The following is a 21,104-nucleotide window of genomic DNA, read 5'->3' as shown; positions in this document are numbered from 1 at the left end:
ACGAAATAATACCTTGGGGGGTAAACGGAGTGTCAGTATTAAAATGGAGCGCTGCAGAAGTAGCGAAAAAAGTAATCGAAAACAAAGAATTATTTATTTTAGATGTACGTAATACAGATGCATTTGAAGATTGGAAAATCGATGGACACAAATTTGAATACCTTAATATTCCGTATTTTGAGCTATTAGATGGTGTCGAAGAAATTTTACCTAAAATCCCTACGGACAAAGATGTATTAGTCGTTTGTGCAAAGGAAGGATCTTCAATGATGGTGGCAGAGATGCTATCTGATGCTGGACGTACTGTTGCCTATTTAGAGGGCGGTATGAAAACGTGGAGTGAATATTTAGAACCGATTAAAGTAGGCGATTTAACAGGTGGTGGTGAGCTTTACCAATTCGTTCGTTTAGGTAAAGGCTGTCTATCTTATATGGTTATTTCTGAAGGCGAAGCAGCAATTATTGACGCTGTACGCTTCACGGATGTATTTACAAACTTTGCAAAAGAGAAAAACGTTCAAATTAAACATGTTTTTGATACACATTTGCATGCGGATCATATCTCAGGTGGACGCCATATTGCAGCACAAACAGGTGCAACATATTATTTACCACCAAAAGATGCAGAAGAGGTTGTATTTGATTATACGCCATTAGTAGATGGCAATGTGGTGCAAATTGGGGCTTCGAAAATTGATGTAGGTGCACTTTATTCACCAGGTCATACAATTGGCTCAACGTCGTTTGTTGTAGATAACAAATATTTATTAACAGGGGACATCTTATTTATTGATTCAATTGGTCGTCCTGATTTAGCAGGACTTGCAGAAGACTGGGTTGGTGATTTACGTGAAACACTTTATAAACGTTACCGTGAATTATCGGACGATTTAATTGTTCTACCTGCTCATTTTATGATTATTGATGAGCTAAATGAAGATGGTACTGTGGCAAAACGTTTAGGGGAGTTATTTGCTGAAAATCATGGTTTAAACATTGAAGATGCTGAAACATTCCGCAGTATTGTTACAGATAACTTACCACCACAACCAAATGCATATCAAGAAATTCGTCAAGTGAATATGGGGAAAATAACGCCAGCTATAGAGGAACAAACTGAAATGGAGATTGGCCCGAACCGCTGTGCAGTAAGATAAGTGCCAGTCACCCAAACAATTTACAAACAATTTAAAAGGAGATTAACATGAACTCAAATTTACAATTAGATGCAAAAGGTTTATCTTGTCCAATGCCGATCGTAAAAACAAAAAAGGCGATGGATACACTAGCTTCAGGTGAGATTTTGGAAGTACAAGTAACAGATAAAGGGGCTTTAGCGGATATCCCTGCATGGGCAAATGCAGGTGGTCACACGATTTTAGATAAATCGGAAGACGCGGGCGTCATTACATTCTTTATTCAAAAAGCGTAATGAGACGGGTGAGTGTTCAAGCAGGACACTCACCTTTCCACTTCATTCTACAATGCATTTTGCCGAATGCAGTAATAGCCTTGGTGAACTTAGCTTTTGCGTTAAGGAACAAGGTGTAAACGACTTGAAAGAAGGAAAAATAGATGGATATAACATGGGTTATTACGATATTTTTAATCGGCTTTGTAGGATCTTATATTTCAGGTATGCTTGGTATTGGAGGCTCGATTATTAAATATCCAATGCTATTATATATTCCACCTTTACTAGGATTTACTGCATTCACAGCACATGAAGTATCAGGTATTAGTGCTGTACAAGTGTTTTTCGCTTCGATTGCAGGGGTATGGGCATATCGTAAAGGTGGCTATCTAAACAAATCCCTGATTATTTATATGGGTGGGGCAATTTTAGCAGGTAGCTTTGTCGGTAGCTTTGGTTCCCAATATTTATCGGAGGCAGGCGTTAATATCGTTTATGGGATTTTGGCGCTTATAGCGGCAATTATGATGTTTATTCCTAAAAAGCAAATTGACGATAAGCCAATGAATGATGTTACTTTTAATAAGCCCGTAGCGGTAATTTTAGCATTCATAGTCGGTATTGGTTCTGGTATCGTAGGAGCAGCAGGTGGTTTCCTACTTGTACCGATCATGCTTGTTGTACTAAGAATTCCAACGCGTATGACGATTGCTACAAGTTTAGCCATTACTTTTATCTCTTCCATTGGGGGAACAATAGGAAAGCTAATGACGGGGCAAGTGGATTATTATCCAGCAGCCATCATGATTGTGGCAAGTTTAATAGCAGCGCCATTAGGAGCAAAAGCAGGGAAAAGTTTGAATACGAAAGTATTACAAGGGATATTAGCTGTCTTGATTCTAGCAACGGCTATTAAAATTTGGATGGATATTTTATAGGAGGATAACAATGAAAATTGAAGTGTTTTCTGACTTCTCATGCCCATTTTGTTATATAGGGAAAAGAGAGTTAGAACAAGCAATAAAAGAGGCTGGATATACTGATCAAGTAGAGATAGAGTACAAATCCTATCAAATTGATCCTACTGCACCGAAAGAGACGGGGCAAAGTTTTTATGAACATTTTATGGCTCAGCAAAACGTAACGCTTGAAGAAGCTGAACAAATGACAATTGGTATTACTGAACGAGCAAAGGAAGTTGGGCTCACATATCAATTTGCTGAGATGAAAAAAGTGCATACAGAGAAAGCCCACCGCTTGGCAAAATGGACGAAGCAATTTGGGAAAGAAGCCGCTTATATAGAAGCGTTAATGGCTGCTTATTTAATGGAAGGTAAAGACTTAAATGATGATGCCATGTTGCTAGCGGTTATTAAAGAGTTAGGCTTAGATGTTGCCGAAGCACAACAAGTATTGAATACAAATGAAGCTTTTAAGGAAGAGTTAGATAAAGATCGCTACGATGCGCAACAGATTGGGGTACAAAGCGTGCCATTCTTTGTTTTTGAAAATCGTTACGGTATTAAAGGTGCTGAGCCGAATGAAGTATTCGTACGTACATTGCATCAAGCTGCGGAAATTGCTGGTATTAAACCCACTTTAAATATGGTTGGTAACGGTGATGCTTCTTGTGCGGATGGTGCATGTAAATTATAACTGCATCATCATACGCTATTGCACAAAAGTGAAAAAGTGTTAGATTGACTGAGGTCAATCTAACACTTTTTTTGCTATGCCGAAGTTGTCCGCTACGGCGGCGCTTTCCGCTCAGCACAGTAAGCCACAACCCTCTGCTTGCGTTCTGAACAGGAGAGTCGCCTCTACGCTAGCGTTATTCCTACCGAACAATATGCTACAAAGCAAGCCGTTGGTTTTTTATTTAATCGTGTTAGCAGATAAAAGTGGAAACTACAAGGGGTATTAAGCATTGTTTCTGTTGTTATAGCACAAATTTTTATGTATATTAATTCCATTTTTATCGGCTTTATGGTTCTAAAATTGCGAAGTGTGAGAAAAATCACATCCTGCCATATATTATCTTGCTAGAATAAAATTAACATACAAAGGGGGGTATTAGTGATGAAGAAAATGACAACTGGTATAGCAGGAACAATCTTAATAGCTGCTACTCTTTTTGTTGGAGCAGCCATTAGTGACAAAATATTAGGTGACGCCAATGGTGAGACGAACGAAGCGGCGGTTAAAACACAAATACCAACGACGGCAAATTCACAAAAAATCGTTTACGCTCCGCCAAGTATCGAAGAAGTACCGGATGGACCGATGAAAGAAGCGATTTTATATGGTTATGAACTGGTAAGTAATACGCATGTTGCGGCAGATGAATACGTAGGAAATCAGCTATCTTGCACAAGCTGTCATGCAGGTGCAGGGTATGATGAACAAGCTTCTTCTCTAGTTGGTGTCACAGCTAATTATCCACAATATATTGCTCGTTCTGGAGGCATTGTAACGATTGAAGAGCGCATTAATGGTTGTATGGTGCGAAGTATGAACGGTAAAAAATTTGAAATGAATAGTGACGAGCTTGAAGCGATGGTAGCCTATTTTGCTTATATTTCACAAGGCGTGCCTGTTGGTGCAGAGCGTGAATGGGCTGGCACAAGTAATATGAAAAGCGTCCCTATTCCAGATGTAGCACATGGTGAAGAACTGTATGCGCAATCTTGTATTGCTTGTCACGCTGCTGATGGTTCTGGAACGGGTGCAACTACAGGTCCTGCATTATGGGGCGAAAATTCCTTTAATGATGGAGCGGGCATGGCACGTATGTCTAAAATGGCTGGCTACATTCAAAACAATATGCCAGTTGGAGCGGGTGGTACGTTATCAGATCAAGATGCTGCTGATTTAGCTGCTTACATTTTATCGCAAGATCGTCCAGAGTGGGCCAACCACGATAAAGACTGGCCTAAAGGTGGTCGTCCTAACGACTTAATGAACAAAGAAAAACGCGAACAAGTGAAAAATGGCACAATTGATTGGGAGCAAGTGCTCTCTACGAACTAACAAGTGCCAGTCACTCAAACAATTTTGAAATTTAAAAATCCACGAAGACTTCTTTGGGAACACACGAGTTGTTGTGTCTTACAATGTACCCATGGAAAGCGGAGTGGATTTTTTCGCTGTAGGAGAGTACATACTAGATAAAAGGTGCTAATGGAATGACTTGAACTGATGAAGATATGTTTCTGTAAAACCTCTTGTTGTCGTTAGTGGCTAGTAAAGGAAAGTTCGTTCATGAATTTGTTATACTAGCAGTATTAGGAAAAACAGCGGGAGGTGGCACTTGTTGGTTTATTTGAAGTTACTAATTCAAATTATTTTTGTTGCAGGAATTATTTATTTTGTTAGCGGACGGTTAATAGGTTCTAATATAAATTTTGTACGCAGAGTGCTCTCTGTTGTTATTAGTGTTACGCTTACGTCCTTTGTATATTGGTATTCCTACTTACGCCATCGAGATTTTTTATCGGAAACGATGATGCAAACCGTTACGGAAGTAAGCACCCTTATTTGGATAGGTAGTATGCTCCTTATCTCCATGCTGCTCTACCTCGTTTTCGAACTTTTTGATCCGATTGGTATTAAAGGTGGAGAGCGCCGTCATGGGCAAAAATCAATTTTATTGAGATTGCGTAGCTACTGGCGTCAGCAGAAGCGATTACGTCAGGTGTTAAAAATTGCAGTGACGAATGGGATTGTCCAAACGATTAAATATGCGAGGCAACGAGAAAATGAAAAGGAGCTTGCCATTGCCTTAAGAACAACGTTAGAGCAATGCGGCGGGATTTTCGTCAAATTCGGGCAAGTACTATCTACGCGTAAAGAATTATTTTCTCCAATTATCATTGATGAGCTAGAACATCTACAGCAAAGTGTAAAACCTTTGCCGCATGAGCAGGTGACAAAGATTTTAGAAACTTCCTTGCCAAGGTCAGTAGATGATGTCTTTATTCACTTTCAAATGGAGCCATTAGCAGCAGCCTCTATTGGACAAGTACATAAGGCACGACTGAAAAATTACGAAGAAGTTGTGGTGAAGCTACTGCGTCCTGAGGTAAAGGGAATTATGCGTGATGACCTTGATATTTTAGAGGAATTTGCAAATTGGTTTTCCAACAAATCTACTTGGGCAGAGTCGTTAGGCTTTCGAGAATTAGCTGGTGGATTTGCTGATGGGTTAAGGGAAGAAATTCATTTAGATATCGAGGTACGTAATACACTACAGGTAACAAATGCTCTTGCTAAAAGCGATTATAAAGTGCGCATCCCTAAAATATATACAGAGTTTTGTGATGAAGACATTATTGTTATGGAATACGTTCGTGGTAAAAGTGTGGCGGAAGGGGCATCTGAATTTCGACGACTAAACATTGATCGTAGCCAATTTGCACGAACAATTTTGTATTCCTTTTTTGAACAAATGTTATTTTCAGGGATATTTCATGCCGATCCACATCCAGGGAACGTTTATATTGATGAGACCGATGGAGTCCCAATTCTGCTAGACTTCGGAGCGGTTGGACGTCTAGGTGCTACTCAGCAAGAAGGGTTAAAGCTATTTTTACTAGGTATTCAACAAAATGATTCAGGTATTTTATATGATGGCTTAATGCTACTCGTAGAAAATAAAGAACATGCGGAACGTGCTAGGGTGGAGCAGGCTATGGATCAAATCTTGCTGAAAATATCCTATGTTGATCGTATCCCTACCGAAGAACTAATTCATTCGTTATTTACAGTGGTACGGGATTTTGGTCTTGCGTTTTATCCTTCTGTTGGTTTGGCGCTTCGATCATTAGTAACACTAGATGGAACATTACGTGTAATTGATTCACAATTTGATATTTTTACAGAAGCGAAGGATTTTTCGGCATCTTATATGCGAGCTGCATTTTTAAGACCGTTTAAAGAACCGTTAGAAACAAAAGAGCGTATACAGGAAGAACTGTCCATGTTAATACCTACTTTACGAAAAATGCCAAGGCGTATCGATCAGCTAATTCAACGAGTAGAAAGTGGAAAAATTATATTGCATCATGATATTTTTTCAGATGACCACAATGCACGGTTCATTACTCAGCTATTTTCGCGTTTTGTCTTATTACTTGTCGGCATTACATTTGGAATCATTTCTGTTGCGTTGTTAGCCATTTCTCAATTTATACATGAGCCATATGCAGTGTATTTGAATACGGCCGCATATCTAGGGTTATTTCTATGTGCGATATTATTAGTACGGCTGTCCATTCAAGCTTTACGTTCAATGAAATAGTAGGTAGGGGATGATTCTCCTACCTTTTTTATATTACAAAAAGATTACAAAACACCAAGGTGAAATGGACTACTTGGAGATGAAAACGTCATTTTCTAGCTGTATATAAAGGTTTTGTAGAAAAATGTCGCGTTTTATACAATGTTACAATTATATTTCGAGTTTTACTTTACGATTAAAACGGTGAGAAATAGTATAAAAGTTACGGCATTAATGCTAAACTTTAAAAGGCTAATAAAAACATAAGAACTTAATTGAATCGTTCAAGTATTTACATAAGGAAATAAAGAGCGAAATTGATAGATGAAGGGAAATGAAGATTCATGGGTAAGCGCAATAAATGGCGTAAGTCGATGGTGCTAACATTAGCACTTGCAGGCGGCTTATTATTTAATACAGTACAACCGATTGAAGCACACGCTGAAGAAACGTCTCAGCAAATGATCGAGAAAAAAGCAAAAATCGATGCGGAAGTAAAAAAATTAGAGACAGAATTACAACAGCTACAACAAGAAATCGATGAAAAAGTGAAAGTATTTAACCAAGTACAAGCTGATATCAAAGAAGTAGATGCAGGTATTGCTGAAACTGAAAAACGCATTGAGCAACGTTCAGCTATTTTAAGTGAACGTATGGCGGCTTATCAAGCACAAGATAACACTGTAGGTGTCTATTTAAGCGTTGTGCTAGAAGCAAAGAGTTTTGCAGATTTAATGGACCGTGTCGTAGCGGTTAAAACATTAATGGATGCTGACCAAGAGCTAGTAAATCAACAAGAAGCAGACAAAGTGAAATTAGAACAACAAAAAGCAACATTAGATGAAAAACAAAAAGAGCTTCAAAAACAATTCCAAGAGCTTCAACAAAAGGAAAGCGAAATGGAAGTGAAAAAAGCTGAAAACCAAGCAAAATCACTTGCATTAAAAGCTCAAATTGCAACGAAACAAGAAGAAGAGCGTTTAGAAGCTGAACGTAAGGCTGCTGAAGAAGAAGCGGCTCGTTTACGTGCACTTCAATCAGCTACACCTGTTGTTCAAGTGAACAATAATGGTGGCAAACCACAGTCAATCGTCGTGGGGTCTGGTGCTGGTACAGCATCTTCAGGTGGTGCTATTTCAACTGCCAAGCAATTCCTAGGTCGTGCGTATGTTTGGGGTGGTAGTAACCCTACAACAGGCTTTGACTGTTCTGGTCTTGTACAATGGTCTTACAAGCAAGCTGGGGTATCATTACCTCGTACAGCATCACAACAATACTTAGCAACACAACGTATTTCAGCAAGTGAAGCTCGCGTTGGTGATTTAGTATTCTTTAGCTATGGTTCAGGCGTAGCACATGTTGGGATTTACCTTGGTAATAACACAATGATTGATGCGCAAAATAAAGGCGTAGTGATCGAATCACTTGATTGGTGGAACCAATATTTAGTAGGCTTCGGTCGTATTCAATAAGCTTATAAAAGTTAGACGAATGAAATAGCAAAAAAGTTAAATAAAAATATACAATAGCATCTATTATCGGATTATCACGATAATAGGTGCTATTTTTATTTGCAGTTAAGTCCTTTTAGTGATTTAAAATCGATTGATAATGAAAATAGTAATAGTTATTCCCTATAGAAATAATGCTAAAGTATCGTATTTGAGAGAAGTTTGAGAGTTACTATTGTTATGCTGATTACGGCATTCATTTTAGAAAAATAAAGAGGGAGAGGAGAAATAGAATGCAGAATAAGAAATTGATACATGTTGTTATTATTTTATTCATGCTACTTAGCTTGCTTCCGATTGCACCTCGAGAAGCAAAAGCAGCATCGTTAAACCAAATATTTTTAGGAGAACCACAAGCGGTATTTTCGGGTAGAACGATTAGCTCTGGAAAAAAAGTAGTAGCTATTGGAAAAGATAGTGATGGTACACTCCACATGGCAGGAATGGTGGGTTTAACACCCTTTACGTTAAGCGATTTAAAAGGAGTACCTGCCTATCAATTACATAATGGGAGTCGGGAGCTGAATGAATTTTATAGTACAGCAATGACTGACTTAGATGGTGATGGTAAACAGGATATTGTTTCAGCCGGATCAAATGGCGTTCCAGAAAGCCCTAATAATATTATTTTATGGAACCATGATAATCAAACATTAACAAAACAATCTACGTTTAATCTATTTTCAATAGCCTTTTATGGTAAGAGTGTGCAAACGGGAGATGTCAATAATGATGGAAAAAATGATATCATTTGGTTTACAACAGATAACGTATATGTAGGTATTAATAATAGTACACCAAATAATCCTTCATTCTCGTTGAAAGTAAATGCGGGCGTAGATAATCAATCAGGAAATAATGGTTGTTCTATGGGCGATTTTAATGGTGATCACAATTTAGACTATATTTGTTCGACAAATAATAAAAATCATAATGATTTATTTAAAATTGGACTAGGTAATGGCGATGGTACATTTCAGCTTGAAGCAGTACCTCAAAGATCGGATAGTATAGTCGCACTATATGTTGCTTCAGATGATTTAAATCAAGACGGAAAAGATGATTTTGTATTAGTGAGAGGTAGTTACCCATCGAAATCAATTGAAATATCTGTAGGACTTCGTAATAGTACGAATACAGGTTTTGATATAACGCTATTAAGTCGAAGTGCATTTATAAATGGTTCAATTGCAATTGGTGATTTAAATAATGACGGTTATAAGGATATTGCTCTTACAGCTTTAAATAATGCAAATCAAAAGAAATTAGACGTTCATCTTAATAATGGGATAGGTCAATTTAACAGCGCTCCTGATGTTACTACAAATGGGGGGGATATCGAGCAACTATTTATAGAAGATATGAATAATGATGGTGTTAATGATATTTTGACAGTTGGAACTAGTCAAGTTAGTTATTATCCAGTAAATCCATATAAAGAAGTTACTAATTTAGCGCTCGATCAAACGAATATAGCGCTTAAAGCAAATGCAACAAAACAGTTAACAGCTTTATTTACTCCTGCGGATGCAACATCTCAAGATGTAACGTGGGAATCTAGCGACTCCACGATTGCAGCAGTTGACCAAAATGGTTTGGTGACAGGGTTAGCAGAAGGTAGCGCTACCATTACGGTCACTTCAACAAAAGATGGCACAAAATTTGCAACATGTAATGTTTTAGTTGGCAATCCACCAACATTATCTAATTTAACTGTGAGTGAAGGAACACTAAGCCCTGCTTTTGCAGAAGACACAAATGACTATATCGTCCATGTAGATAATGCGGTAACTTCATTAAAGGTAACACCGACAGTGATGGATACTGCAGCAACAATAAAAGTACTAGATACAGATGTTACTAGTGAAAGTCCATCTGATGAGCTTTCACTTCAAGTTGGGAAAAATAGTATACCTGTCGTTGTGAAATCTATCGAGGGTATCGAAAATACGTATACTCTAACTGTAATCAGAAACGCAAGTAGCCCATTGGTTACAAGTGCTTCGACTACGGAACATAGCCAAACACAAAGCGGATTAGTTATTACATCAGAAGATGGAAATGCCGTTACACATCTAAAAATTAGTAATATTCAAGGTGGGGCATTATTCAAAAACGATGGTACAACAGTCATCCAAGATGGAGATTTTATTACCATTGCAGAAGGGAATAGTGGCTTAAAGTTCACGCCGACACAATATTTAAATTCAGTGGCAAATGATGTCTTTAGTTTTGATGTTGCTGCAGCACTTGATACAACAGATAGTGGCCTAAGTAATACGGCTCAAGCTACTATTACTGTGAGTGAAGTGAATGATGAACCAATCGCGACAGATGATACACTATCAGTGAAAGAAAATGCTAAAGCTAAAATCATCACGTTTGTTGAGCTGCTTGCTAATGATAAAGCAGGTCCAGAAAACGAAAACAATCAAAAGCTTAGCATGAAATCTGTTGATAATGCAGTAGGCGGAACGGTAACGATTGAAAATGATGAAATTAAGTTTGCCTTTGAAAAGGATTTTAAAGGTCAAGGGAGCTTTAACTATACAATTGTAGATGATGGTACAACTTCCGGATTAATTGATCCGAAAGAAGCAACAGGAAATGTCGTTTTTTCTGTACAAGAAAACCAAATACCTACTGTCAATGAACCGATTGCAAATCAACAAGGTATTGCAGGTGGCGATGTTATCTCCTTGGACTTGTCAAATACGTTTAAGGATTTAGATAATGATTCTTTGACATTATCCGCAACCTCAAATAAAGAAGCAATTGCAACAGTCTCAATCAAAGATAATAATTTAAAAATTAATCCATTATCAGCAGGCCAAGCTACTATTACTGTGACTGCTGAAGACGACTTTGGAGGCAAAGTTACAACTGATTTTGAAATAACGGTTGTACAACAATATACTGTTACCTTTGAAGTGAATGGCGGTAGTAAAGTGCAAGCGCAAAAAGTAAAAGTAGGAGCTGTCGCTACAAAACCAAGCGAAAATCCAACAAAAGCTGGATACACTTTTGGCGGTTGGTATATGGATCGTGAACTGACGAAGGTGTTTGATTTTACAAAAGGTATAGTAGGCAATACAACGGTCTATGCGAAGTGGGAAGTGATATCTAGTGGTGATGGTGGTTCTTCTAGTACTCCGTCAACGTCGGAACCTACTCCAAAGCCGACTCCTACAGAAGATGTAAAAGTACTTGTTAATGGTAAAGAAGAGGCCATTGGTAAAGCGACAAGCACACAGGTAGGAAATCAAAAAGTAATGACGGTAACGGTAGATTCTAAAAAGTTACAGGAAAAACTAGCGGCAGAAGGTAAAAAAGCAGTTGTGACTATTCCTGTAAACAAGGATGCTGATATCATTATTGGAGATTTAAATGCTCAAATGGTAAAAAATATGCAGAATGAGCAAGCATTAGTAGTTATTCAAACACCAACAGCTTCTTACACATTGCCAGCTTCACAAATCAATATAGATGCAATTTCTACAGAAATAGGAAAAGATATTTCACTTGAAGACATTAAAGTACAAATCGAAATTGCGAAGCCTACAAACGATATGGTGAAGTTTGTAGAAAATGTGGCACAACAAGGTAATTTCTCTTTAATGGTTGCACCTATTGAGTTTACTGTAAAAGCGGTAAGTACTATAAAAACGGTTGATATTACAAGCTTCAACGCTTATGTTCAACGAACAATAACGATACCAAAAGACGTGGAAGCAAGCAAAATTACAACGGCTATCGTCGTTAAACAAGACGGCACAGCACAACATGTACCGACAAAAGTGATACAAAAAGAAGGAAAGTACTATGCGGTGATTAATAGTTTAACAAATAGTACGTATGCTCTTGTTTGGAATCCTATTGAATTTACCGATGTGGCTAATCATTGGTCAAAAGAGGCTGTGAATAATCTTGGCTCTCGAATGATTATTAATGGAGTACGTGAGGGCATATTTGCACCTAATCAAGATATAACACGTGCACAATTTGCTGCTATTATAGTCCGTGCGCTCGGTTTAAAAACAGATGACCTTACTAGTCATTATGCAGATGTAACAACAGATGCATGGTATGCAAGCTATATCAATGCTGCAAGTGAATACAAGCTTATTCAAGGTTACAGCAATGGTCACTTTGGACCGAATGATAAAATTACACGTCAGCAAGCAATGACAATTTTAGCGCGTGCTTTGTTGTTAACCGATATAGATACAACGATTTCAGAGCAAGAAGCGGCAACTATTTTAGCTGCGTTTATAGATGAAGGACAAATTGCCGAATATGCTAAATCTCCTATTGCAGTTGCAGTAAAAACAGGTTTAGTAACAGGTAAGGCAAATAAAACAATCGCGCCAACTGCTAATATTTCGCGTGCAGAAGTAGCGGTAATAATCGAACGCTTCTTAAAGAAAGCAGAGCTTATTAATTCAAAGTAATAGACAATAATATAGGGCACTTCTATTTATCATGAATAGAATGTGCCCTGTGTTTATTTTTATTTGTCGTTGGATAGAGCCGTAAATCATAGCTTAGCGAGCTACTTACGTCTTGACGTCCCCATTTTTCAAGCAACTGTCCAATTTATTTCACATCTGCTAGATTTTAAAATTGATTTTAATAACCCCTGTTTCTTTTAAGGCGAACAATAAGATGATAACAAATGGCCCTACAAGTAAGCCGATGATACCAAATAGTTGTAGACCGACAAACATCGCTATTAATGTTGGCAGAGGAGATAAACCAATATGTGCGCCCATTACTTTAGGCTCGACAGTTCGACGAATAATTAATAAAATAGCTGCAAGAACAAAGAGCTTAATGGCAATCGATGTATTCCCCATCAACAGGTGGTAAGTTCCCCAAGGCGCTAAAATAATAATGGAGCCGAGGAACGGGATAACATCAATAATCCAAATAATAAAAGTCATTGTTAGCGCAAATTTTGGTTGAATAAGGAGTAATCCAATAAATGTAACTCCGGCAATGATAAAGCTAACAAGAACTTGTGCCTTCATAAAACCGAAAAATGCATCTTTTAAACGATTCGTAATAATTTTTAATTTCTTTTCTGTTGATGGCTTTAAATATTTATAAGTTATCTGTTTTAATTTAGGTAAATCGAGCATAAATAAAAATAGAGCAATCATATAAACGAGAAGACTAATAAAGAGGCTTGGAATTTGTGAAAAGAAGGTCGTAACTTTGGTATAATTAAAGAAGTTTAAAAAAGATTCTTCAATTTTCTTAATAAAGTCGGTTGCCGTTTTTTGAAGTGAGGAACTCACTTCAGTCGGAAAGTCTTCTGTATATTTTGAAATATTCTCTTGCATATGCCCCCACATCTCAGATAGCTTAGAAATATAGTAAGGTGCTTGTTTGGAAATGGAAATTATTTGCGACATTAGTTGGGTAATAGTAAAGTAACAGATAATAGAAATAAAAATAACACTTACTATGTATATAAACGCAACAGCTATTTTCCGAGACATTTTCCATTTTCGTTTAAAAAACATGACAATGGGTTCCAATAAAAAAGCTGTAATACCCGCTAATAGTATGGGCACGGAAACTGGTATGATAAAATATGCAGCTACTAGTAGGCATATAATCGCTAGCGTTCGTATAATCAACTTTCGAGTTATAGATCTATTCATAAGCTCTCCTTTTTATCATTAATTTAAGTACAGTGTAACACAATAAAATTAAAATTTAAAAACGTTCTGAAAGTAATGAAGGTAGGGATAAATCATGGAAAAAGAGATTTTAGAGCTTTTTAGTAATTTAACAGAGCGTGACCGTGAAATTGAATACGAGTCTTATAGAAAATTGATGAAAATTGTGCAAGAACCAGTTGATTGGACATATGCAGTTTGGGAACAACTTGTTAAAGCCCTTACATATAATAATGGACATGCGCGTGCGCGTGCTGCACAGTTTTTATGTGCGTTAGCAGCAAAGAGTGATCCAGAAGAGCGTGTTCTTGATGATTTTCTAAAAATCTGGGCAGTGACGTATGATGAAAGTAAAGTAACAGCAAGACAGGCATTACAAGCAATCTGGCAAATTGGGCTTGCTGGACAGGTTCAAAGAGATTTAATTGTTTCTTATTTAGCGAAAAGGTTCCAAACTTGTATGGATGAAAAACAACCAACACTTATTCGTTATGATATAATTGTCTCTTTTAAGAAGTTATTTGATGCTACTAATGATCATAAACTATTGGATATTGCGATGAGATTAATTGAAGAAGAGCAAGATACAAAATGTAAAAAGAAATATAAAACAGCCATCCGTTAACATAGCGAGATGGCTATTTTTATGGCGAGCGAGTTATTTTGAAGAAAGAAAAGTTATTGTTATAATGAAAAAAACAGTATTTTTGATTCATATAAATGTAGGTCTTATTTACTTATCTGGAATTTAGTATGCAATAGTTACTAAATTTCTAAAAAGCGACAAAACCATTTGTTGAGGAATAAGCAACATAATTATTCACGCAATATACAGGGTGAGGGGTTATAGTTGGTCATTCTATATAAAAAAATAGTAACTAGAAAGGGTCGAGATAATGGGTATTTATAATTATTTAGTAAAGAAGCCAAACGGTGAAATTTTATCAATGGAAACGTATCGTGGAAAGACGATGCTAATTGTCAACACAGCTAACCAATGTGACTTTACATATCAATTCGAAGATTTACAGAAAATGTATGATAAATATGGCGAGAATAATTTCGTTGTGCTTGGTTTCCCTTGTAATCAATTTGGAGAACAAAACCCAGAAGATGGAGCAAAGACGATTAAACTTTGTCAAATTAACTACGGGGTAACGTTCCCAATCTTTGAAATAGTTCAGGTAAATGGCGAAGGGACACATCCATTATTTAATTATTTAAAGCACGAAGTAGATTTTCGTGAATTCGGTAAAGCCAATATGCAGGAAAAGATGTTAGCGGAATCAATTATCCAAATCGCTCCTAGCTTTTTAGATGGGCGTAATATTCGTTGGAACTTTACGAAATTTTTAGTAGATAATCAAGGTAATATAGTGGAACGCTTCGAACCAACCGATTCCCAACTAGATATTGAGCAAGCAATTGAAAAAATTTTATAGCTAGCTCTTTTAGTCAGAATTATTAGGAAAGAATAACGAATAGCTGGTCACTATGTAGAAATAGTGCTAAGTACGGTGTGGATATATTCGATTATGCTTCAATCTCATAACTATTTTTTTAAATCCATATATGATAAACTGCTATTCAAGTGAATAATTCTTGCAGAATAATGGTGCTAATTTTAGCATAATCGGGAATTCGGTGTAAGACCGAAGCTGTTTCCGCAACTGTAAGTACAAAAATCATAATACATGCCACTGTCCAAAGACAACAGGATGGGAAGGCTTTATGAGCGCTACGAAATGAAGGTAGCTAACTGTACGAGCCAGGAGACCGACCGTTATTTAATGTATAAAAACTCTTCGGAAGCTAGGAGGATATACGGCAAATACATTAGCTGTCTTCGTTAGACAACACTATATATGCTATTTTCGTCGTTCCCTAGGGAGCGACGTTTTTTTATGCACCTTTTAAGCAAAATCTGTTCATGAAAGAAAGAAGGGATTACAGATGAAAAAAGATGCGCGTTATTCTTGTTACCCGTTCATGCGTGAAAAAATATCTACAGTTGATTTTGAAATCCGTACAGATAGTTTAACAACGCATATCGGTGTAGCATTGGCTGCTGTAAAAGCCGAAGAAGTTGAAGTAGTCGGGGCAGATTTATTGACTATTTTGCCAATGGCATACCATGTCAATGGCTCGGTACGTGGCAAACTTGCGGTAACGGAAGAAGATTTGTCATGGCTCAGTGATCGTTATGATTTTTATGTAGGACATGTAAAGGAACAAATTCAAAATTTTGTTTTGCCACAAGGCACTGGGGCTGCAACTGCGCTTCACTTATGTCGGAGTGAGGCAAAAAAATCGTACCGTGTGCTACACAAAGTGTCAGAGGAAAGGGAAGTACCGGCCATTCTTTTCGACTACTTAGGATTACTAGCTAATGTATTTTTTGTTATGGCTGTTTACATGAATCAACAGGCTGGAATCGCTGAAATCCCGTTTATTAGCAAATCATATCCAATGAAGAAAAAGAAGGAGAATGAATAAAGTGAAAAAACTATTAAAAATCCAATGGCTTACTGTGTTAATGCTTGCGCTTGTATTGACAGGATGCGGCACAGCAGATAAAGCGAAAAATGACGATACATCTAAATCAGACCAACAAGTTGAGCAAAGTGGCTATAAAGTTAAGGATGATCGCGCTGTAGAAGTAGCATTTGATGCAGTACCGAAAACTGTTGTGTCATTACAACCAAGTAACACAGAAATTTTATTTGCACTAGGTGTTGGCGATAAAGTTGTCGGAGCTACAGAATATGATACGTACCCAGAAGAAGCAAAAAACATCGAACGTGTGTCAGATTCAGTGACATTTAATAGCGAACGAATTGTAGCCTTAAAGCCAGATGTTGTCATTGCGTACTCTACAGGAAATGAAGAGACACTAGATGCACTAAAAGGTCTTGAAGATGCAGGTGTGAAAGTATTTGTTATTCAATCAGCTGCATCATTTGAAGATGTTTATGGAGATATTCAACAACTTGCTGAAGTGATGGGTGTACAAGATAAAGGCGAGCAATTAAACAAAGAGATTAAAGCGAAAATTGCTGATGTTCAAGCAAAAGTAAAAAGTGTAGAAACACCAAAAAATGTTTACTTAGAAATTAGCCCAAAACCTGATATTTATACAACAGCAGCTGGTACTTTCCAACAGGAAATTTTAAATGCTGCAAATGTCAACAATGTATTTGGTGACCAAACAGGATGGGTAAAGGTTGCAGAGGAAGATGTTATTGCGAAAAATCCTCAAGTTATTTTAACAACTGTCAACTATGTAAAAGACCCAGTAGGGGAAATTCTAGGACGTGATGGATGGAATACGATTACAGCTATTCAAGATAAAGCAGTAAGTGCTATTGATACAGATATTTCAAATCGTCCAGGACCTCGTATCGGGGAAGCTGTTGAAATGGTAGCAAAAGCTGTATATCCTGAGTTATTTAAATAAGGATAAACGGTAAAAACCTTTTATATTAGCTTTAGGCAAAAGAGAAAAGAGGCTGGGACATAACCTTAAAATCTTAAATAGAGGTACATTGGTTTTGATAAATTTTTGCTAAGAAAATATATAGAACATATTTACTATTATTTCTTTTGCAATGAATAATAAATTAGAAGGGTTCCCTAGTTGTTGGTAGCGGAGGTGGTGACTCTAGCGGAAAAAGCACATTATGTTAGACGCAACAGACCGCGCGTAGCGAGGGTTGCGGCTTACGGTGTGCCCGCAGAAAGCACCGCCGAAGCGGACAATACCGGCGCAGCAAAAAAGTGTTAGATTGACTGCCATCGATCTAACACTTTTTCTCTTTTGTCCCATTATCTGTTTTTGCTATGCCGTTGTTGCCTGCTGGCATTTCTTCCTTTGTAGAAAGTATTTGCCTTAGCGGACAATAGCGTTATTCATGTTTTAAAATAAATATAGTTGAATAAATAAGGCATTGGATAATTGGTATTATCTTTGTTTGTTCTATAAAATAGAAGTAGAAATGATTGCTAACATAAGGGAGGCGTAGTGGATGACACAGTTTGACATGAAAGTTATTCCGTTTGAGGCAGTCTTGAATTTCCGCGACATGGGTGGCTATAAGACGAGGGATGGTCGTATCGTAAAGAATGGCTTGCTATATCGTTCAGCTGCACTTGGTAAGATGACACAAGCGGATAAGGTGCGCTTTGAAACATTAGGGGTAAAAACAATTTTTGATTACCGAGATGAACACGAGGCACGAAATAACCCTAATCCAACATTCAAGGATGCAAAGTATATTCAAATTCCTGCAAAGGGAAATCATGCGTTTGAGATGCCAACAAATACTGGTGGTCACAATTTTTATAAAGTTGTAAGTCCTGAGATGTTTCGAGATTTTTATGCACAAATGCCATTTAACAATATATCATTTAAAAAATTAATGGCAACAATCCAAAATCCAGATAATCTAGGTCTAGTTCATCATTGTGCAGTAGGCAAAGATCGAACAGGTATTGGAGGAGCTCTTATTTTGCTAGCATTAGATGTGCCAGAGGAAACCATTATGCAAGACTATTTAGAAACAAATATTTACTTACGCCCAATGGTAGAACGCATGGCACAGGCAATCCAAGATACTTTTAATGATCATGAATTACAGCAGTTTCACGCACTAATGTCAGCTCGCGAGGATTATTTGCAAGCCGCCTTTGATGCTATGGATAGTAAATACGGTTCAAAAAACGTATTTTTAGAGCAAGAATTTGGCTTAACAACAGAAAAACGACAGCAATTACAAGAATATTGCTTATGTTAATAAGACACCCTTTCACGCCATGCAGTGAGAGGGATTTTTTTGTAGCTATTCAATTATTTTTGTATTACCTATCCTATACAACAAGCCAATCTGTGATAAGATACAATAGATTTTTATGTAATGGATAGAGAGAAGTGAAGTAGTTGGGACATGCGATGAGAGAGAAACATTCGACCGACCAGTTTAGTTTATTTCATTTAACATGGCCGATCTTTTTGGAAGTTTTTTTATTTATGTTAATGGGATTAGCCGATACATTGATGTTAAGTGCTTTGTCGGATAATGCAGTTTCAGGTGTTGGTGCTGCCAATCAATATATTCATATTGCGATATTAATACTTGAAGTGGTGGGCAATGGTGCTGCAATTGTTGTATCGCAATATTTAGGTTCGAAACGCTATTTAGAGGCTACAAAAATTTCGGCATTAGCAGTTACGATGAACATAATTGTTGGGCTTATTATGAGTATGATTTTTTTCTTCGGCTCAAGCCATTTAATGACGATGATGAATTTAAAGGGCGATGTTTTGCAATATGCGCAAAGCTATTTAGTCATTATAGGTAGTTTTATTTTTTTACAGGCTATTATTAATGCGTTAGCAGCCATTATTCGTGTCCATGGTTGGACGAAACAGACCATGTACGTTTCGCTTGGAATGAATGTTATTCATGTCCTCTTAAATTACGGATTAATCTTTGGGAATTTTGGACTGCCACAATTGGGTGTTAAGGGCGCTGCGATTTCCTCCATTATTAGCAGGGGACTGGCGGTACTTGTTTTTTCGTGGCTGTTGTATCAGGTGATGGAGATACGTGTGAAAATAGAATACTATTTCACCTATTCAAAAGAATATGTCCGAAAAATTTTAAATATCGGTTTACCATCTGCTTTTGAGCAAGTGCTCTACCAATTTTGCCAAATTGTCTTCCTTTATTACGCAACCTATATAGGTGCTGAGACGCTTGCAGCAAGGCAATATGCCATGAATATTTCAATGTTTACATATTTATTTGCAGTTGCAATCGGTACAGGGACGGCGATTATTATAGGTCGATATGTGGGGGCAGGTAAAAAAGATGAGGCCTATCATCAATTATGGGTAAGCGTGCGCTCAGCTTTTATTTTCACGATACTTATGGTGAGTGTTGTTACAATTTTCCGTACGCAGTTCATGAGCCTATTTACAGATAATCCAGAGATTATCGCAATCGGCGGATCTGTTTTAGCATTAAGTATATTGTTAGAAACAGGTCGTACAATGAATATCGTCGTTATTAATTCATTACGTGCTTCAGGTGATGCAAGGTTTCCTGTTAAAATCGGATTTTTATCAATGGTATGTATGAGTTTGCCACTTGGCTACTTATTTGTATTTGTTTTAGATTGGGGATTAGTAGGAATTTGGTTAGCTATTTCAGCAGATGAATGGATGCGTGCTATTATCGTATACTTTAGGTGGAAAAGTAGAAAATGGGAGCGTTTTGCCATTGTTTCGCCAACAGAAAAAAGGAGGGAAATATAATGGGGGCCATTTCTAAACGAGCTGCAGGAGCGGCATTAATAAATGCAAATATTGAGCTATTTGCTTGTCCAATTTGTCAGGAGTCCATGCAAGTGTATGAGCAAGGGAGGTTGACATGTACAGCAAACCATTCTTTTGATATCGCCAAGCAAGGCTATGTCAATATGCTAACGCATGGAGCAACCTCTAAATATAGCAAGGATCTTTTTGAATCCCGTAAAAAGATAATTGATAGTGGGTTGTACGATCCTCTAGAGGAGAAAATAGCAGAATTAATAGGACAAGCAAAAACGGTGCTGGATACCGGCTGTGGAGAGGGTTCGCATTTAGCTCGCATACTGTCTGAAAGAGATAGTATCGGTGTAGGCATTGATATTGCAAAAGAGGGAATCCTTGCTGCTGCTCGCCATTACCCAGAGCAAATTTGGTGTGTAGGAGATTTAGCGAAAAGTCCCTTTGCTAAGCATAGCTTCGATGTCATATTAAATATTCTATCCCCAGCAAATTATGAAGAATTTAAACGGCTACTTACAACTGGAGGGTGCGTTGTAAAAGTGGTTCCGCAAAGTGGTTATTTGCAACAATTACGAGCGCAGCTTTACGCTGATTCGACTAAAGAAACGTACTCCAATGAGCAAACGGTCGAACGCTTTCGTGAATGTTTTACAAAGGTTACAGTAGAACGCATTACTTATACGGTTCCACTTGCTTCAATACTCGTACCAGCATTGCTAGAAATGACGCCGATGGGCTGGCACAAAGCACAGCAAGCAGAAGTGGATGTCAGTGAAATAACGATTGATGTTGATATCTTAATCGGTCAGGTATAAATCAGATCGATTTGACTTGGACAATTGCGGTATACAGCACTTTTCGATTACAATAGTAATAACTATTG

General features: G+C 37.4%; 16 protein-coding genes and 1 riboswitch. Of the genes, 15 read left to right on the top strand and 1 reads right to left on the bottom strand.

Features of this window, described 5'->3' with window-relative positions; all coding sequences use genetic code 11:
* Positions 1-29 precede the first annotated feature (29 nt).
* The 8 genes from T479_RS21000 (at position 30) to T479_RS23045 (ending at position 12,654) form a co-directional block, all read left to right on the top strand.
* A complete protein-coding gene (locus T479_RS21000; RefSeq protein WP_025220750.1) occupies positions 30-1,157 on the top strand; it encodes an MBL fold metallo-hydrolase in 1,128 nt (375 codons plus the stop codon).
* Between the two features lie 47 nt (positions 1,158-1,204).
* Positions 1,205-1,432, top strand: a complete 228-nt coding sequence (locus T479_RS20995; protein ID WP_024364583.1) for a sulfurtransferase TusA family protein — start codon at positions 1,205-1,207, stop codon at positions 1,430-1,432.
* 143 nt (positions 1,433-1,575) lie between these two features.
* On the top strand, positions 1,576-2,352 hold the full coding sequence (locus T479_RS20990; protein WP_024364582.1) for a sulfite exporter TauE/SafE family protein: 777 nt from the start codon (positions 1,576-1,578) through the stop codon (positions 2,350-2,352).
* A 10-nt stretch (positions 2,353-2,362) separates the two neighbouring features.
* Positions 2,363-3,070 carry a DsbA family oxidoreductase gene (locus T479_RS20985; RefSeq protein WP_025220749.1) on the top strand — a complete coding sequence of 236 codons (708 nt, stop codon included), beginning with the start codon at positions 2,363-2,365 and terminating at the stop codon, positions 3,068-3,070.
* 423 nt (positions 3,071-3,493) lie between these two features.
* On the top strand, positions 3,494-4,444 hold the full coding sequence (locus T479_RS20980) for a c-type cytochrome (protein WP_025220748.1): 951 nt from the start codon (positions 3,494-3,496) through the stop codon (positions 4,442-4,444).
* A 283-nt stretch (positions 4,445-4,727) separates the two neighbouring features.
* The gene (locus T479_RS20975) at positions 4,728-6,713 is read left to right on the top strand and encodes an ABC1 kinase family protein (RefSeq protein WP_024364579.1); all 1,986 of its coding nucleotides are present in this window, start codon (positions 4,728-4,730) and stop codon (positions 6,711-6,713) included.
* Positions 6,714-7,036: 323 nt separating this feature from the next.
* Positions 7,037-8,164, top strand: coding sequence for a C40 family peptidase (locus tag T479_RS20970; protein WP_029747435.1), 1,128 nt, complete (start codon positions 7,037-7,039; stop codon positions 8,162-8,164).
* A 272-nt stretch (positions 8,165-8,436) separates the two neighbouring features.
* Positions 8,437-12,654, top strand: coding sequence for an S-layer homology domain-containing protein (locus T479_RS23045; RefSeq protein WP_052599540.1), 4,218 nt, complete (start codon positions 8,437-8,439; stop codon positions 12,652-12,654).
* A 159-nt stretch (positions 12,655-12,813) separates the two neighbouring features.
* Here T479_RS23045 and ytvI read toward each other — a convergent pair whose 3' ends face one another.
* Positions 12,814-13,872 (bottom strand): sporulation integral membrane protein YtvI, encoded by a 1,059-nt coding sequence (gene ytvI, locus T479_RS20955; RefSeq protein ID WP_024364578.1) that lies wholly within the window; start codon positions 13,870-13,872, stop codon positions 12,814-12,816.
* Between the two features lie 94 nt (positions 13,873-13,966).
* On the opposite strand from ytvI, the gene T479_RS20950 reads away from it, so the two are divergent.
* From T479_RS20950 to T479_RS20920, 7 genes are all read left to right on the top strand, one after another.
* A complete protein-coding gene (locus tag T479_RS20950; RefSeq protein ID WP_024364577.1) occupies positions 13,967-14,515 on the top strand; it encodes a hypothetical protein in 549 nt (182 codons plus the stop codon).
* Positions 14,516-14,786: 271 nt separating this feature from the next.
* On the top strand, positions 14,787-15,332 hold the full coding sequence (locus T479_RS20945; RefSeq protein ID WP_024364576.1) for a glutathione peroxidase: 546 nt from the start codon (positions 14,787-14,789) through the stop codon (positions 15,330-15,332).
* A 154-nt stretch (positions 15,333-15,486) separates the two neighbouring features.
* A riboswitch (cobalamin riboswitch) is annotated at positions 15,487-15,689 on the top strand.
* A 154-nt stretch (positions 15,690-15,843) separates the two neighbouring features.
* On the top strand, positions 15,844-16,386 hold the full coding sequence (locus T479_RS20940) for a cobalamin adenosyltransferase family protein (protein WP_024364575.1): 543 nt from the start codon (positions 15,844-15,846) through the stop codon (positions 16,384-16,386).
* A 1-nt stretch (position 16,387) separates the two neighbouring features.
* Positions 16,388-17,347, top strand: a complete 960-nt coding sequence (locus T479_RS20935) for an ABC transporter substrate-binding protein (RefSeq protein WP_025220747.1) — start codon at positions 16,388-16,390, stop codon at positions 17,345-17,347.
* Between the two features lie 568 nt (positions 17,348-17,915).
* Positions 17,916-18,683, top strand: a complete 768-nt coding sequence (locus T479_RS20930; RefSeq protein WP_025220746.1) for a tyrosine-protein phosphatase — start codon at positions 17,916-17,918, stop codon at positions 18,681-18,683.
* A gap of 155 nt (positions 18,684-18,838) precedes the next feature.
* A complete protein-coding gene (locus tag T479_RS20925; RefSeq protein ID WP_038510666.1) occupies positions 18,839-20,206 on the top strand; it encodes an MATE family efflux transporter in 1,368 nt (455 codons plus the stop codon).
* Positions 20,206-21,036, top strand: a complete 831-nt coding sequence (locus T479_RS20920) for a putative RNA methyltransferase (protein ID WP_025220744.1) — start codon at positions 20,206-20,208, stop codon at positions 21,034-21,036. Before T479_RS20925 ends, T479_RS20920 begins: the two co-directional genes overlap by 1 nt.
* The last annotated feature ends 68 nt before the right edge of the window (positions 21,037-21,104 follow it).

The sequence above is a fragment of the Lysinibacillus sphaericus genome (assembly GCF_000600105.1).
GTDB classification, from domain to species: Bacteria; Bacillota; Bacilli; order Bacillales_A; family Planococcaceae; genus Lysinibacillus; species Lysinibacillus sphaericus.
This window is presented reverse-complemented; position numbering and strand designations above follow the sequence as displayed.

Bases quoted from the DNA above. Each gene is read 5' to 3' on its own strand.
- T479_RS20940 (WP_024364575.1), top strand. From the start codon at position 15,844: ATGAAAAAAGATGCGCGTTATTCTTGTTACCCGTTCATGCGTGAAAAA.
- T479_RS20990 (WP_024364582.1), top strand. From the start codon at position 1,576: ATGGATATAACATGGGTTATTACGATATTTTTAATCGGCTTTGTAGGA.
- T479_RS20985 (WP_025220749.1), top strand. From the start codon at position 2,363: ATGAAAATTGAAGTGTTTTCTGACTTCTCATGCCCATTTTGTTATATA.
- T479_RS20925 (WP_038510666.1), top strand. From the start codon at position 18,839: ATGAGAGAGAAACATTCGACCGACCAGTTTAGTTTATTTCATTTAACA.
- T479_RS20980 (WP_025220748.1), top strand. From the start codon at position 3,494: ATGAAGAAAATGACAACTGGTATAGCAGGAACAATCTTAATAGCTGCT.
- T479_RS20995 (WP_024364583.1), top strand. From the start codon at position 1,205: ATGAACTCAAATTTACAATTAGATGCAAAAGGTTTATCTTGTCCAATG.
- T479_RS20970 (WP_029747435.1), top strand. From the start codon at position 7,037: ATGGGTAAGCGCAATAAATGGCGTAAGTCGATGGTGCTAACATTAGCA.
- T479_RS20945 (WP_024364576.1), top strand. From the start codon at position 14,787: ATGGGTATTTATAATTATTTAGTAAAGAAGCCAAACGGTGAAATTTTA.
- T479_RS20950 (WP_024364577.1), top strand. From the start codon at position 13,967: ATGGAAAAAGAGATTTTAGAGCTTTTTAGTAATTTAACAGAGCGTGAC.
- T479_RS20920 (WP_025220744.1), top strand. From the start codon at position 20,206: ATGGGGGCCATTTCTAAACGAGCTGCAGGAGCGGCATTAATAAATGCA.
- T479_RS23045 (WP_052599540.1), top strand. From the start codon at position 8,437: ATGCAGAATAAGAAATTGATACATGTTGTTATTATTTTATTCATGCTA.
- T479_RS20930 (WP_025220746.1), top strand. From the start codon at position 17,916: ATGACACAGTTTGACATGAAAGTTATTCCGTTTGAGGCAGTCTTGAAT.
- ytvI (WP_024364578.1), bottom strand. From the start codon at position 13,872: ATGAATAGATCTATAACTCGAAAGTTGATTATACGAACGCTAGCGATT.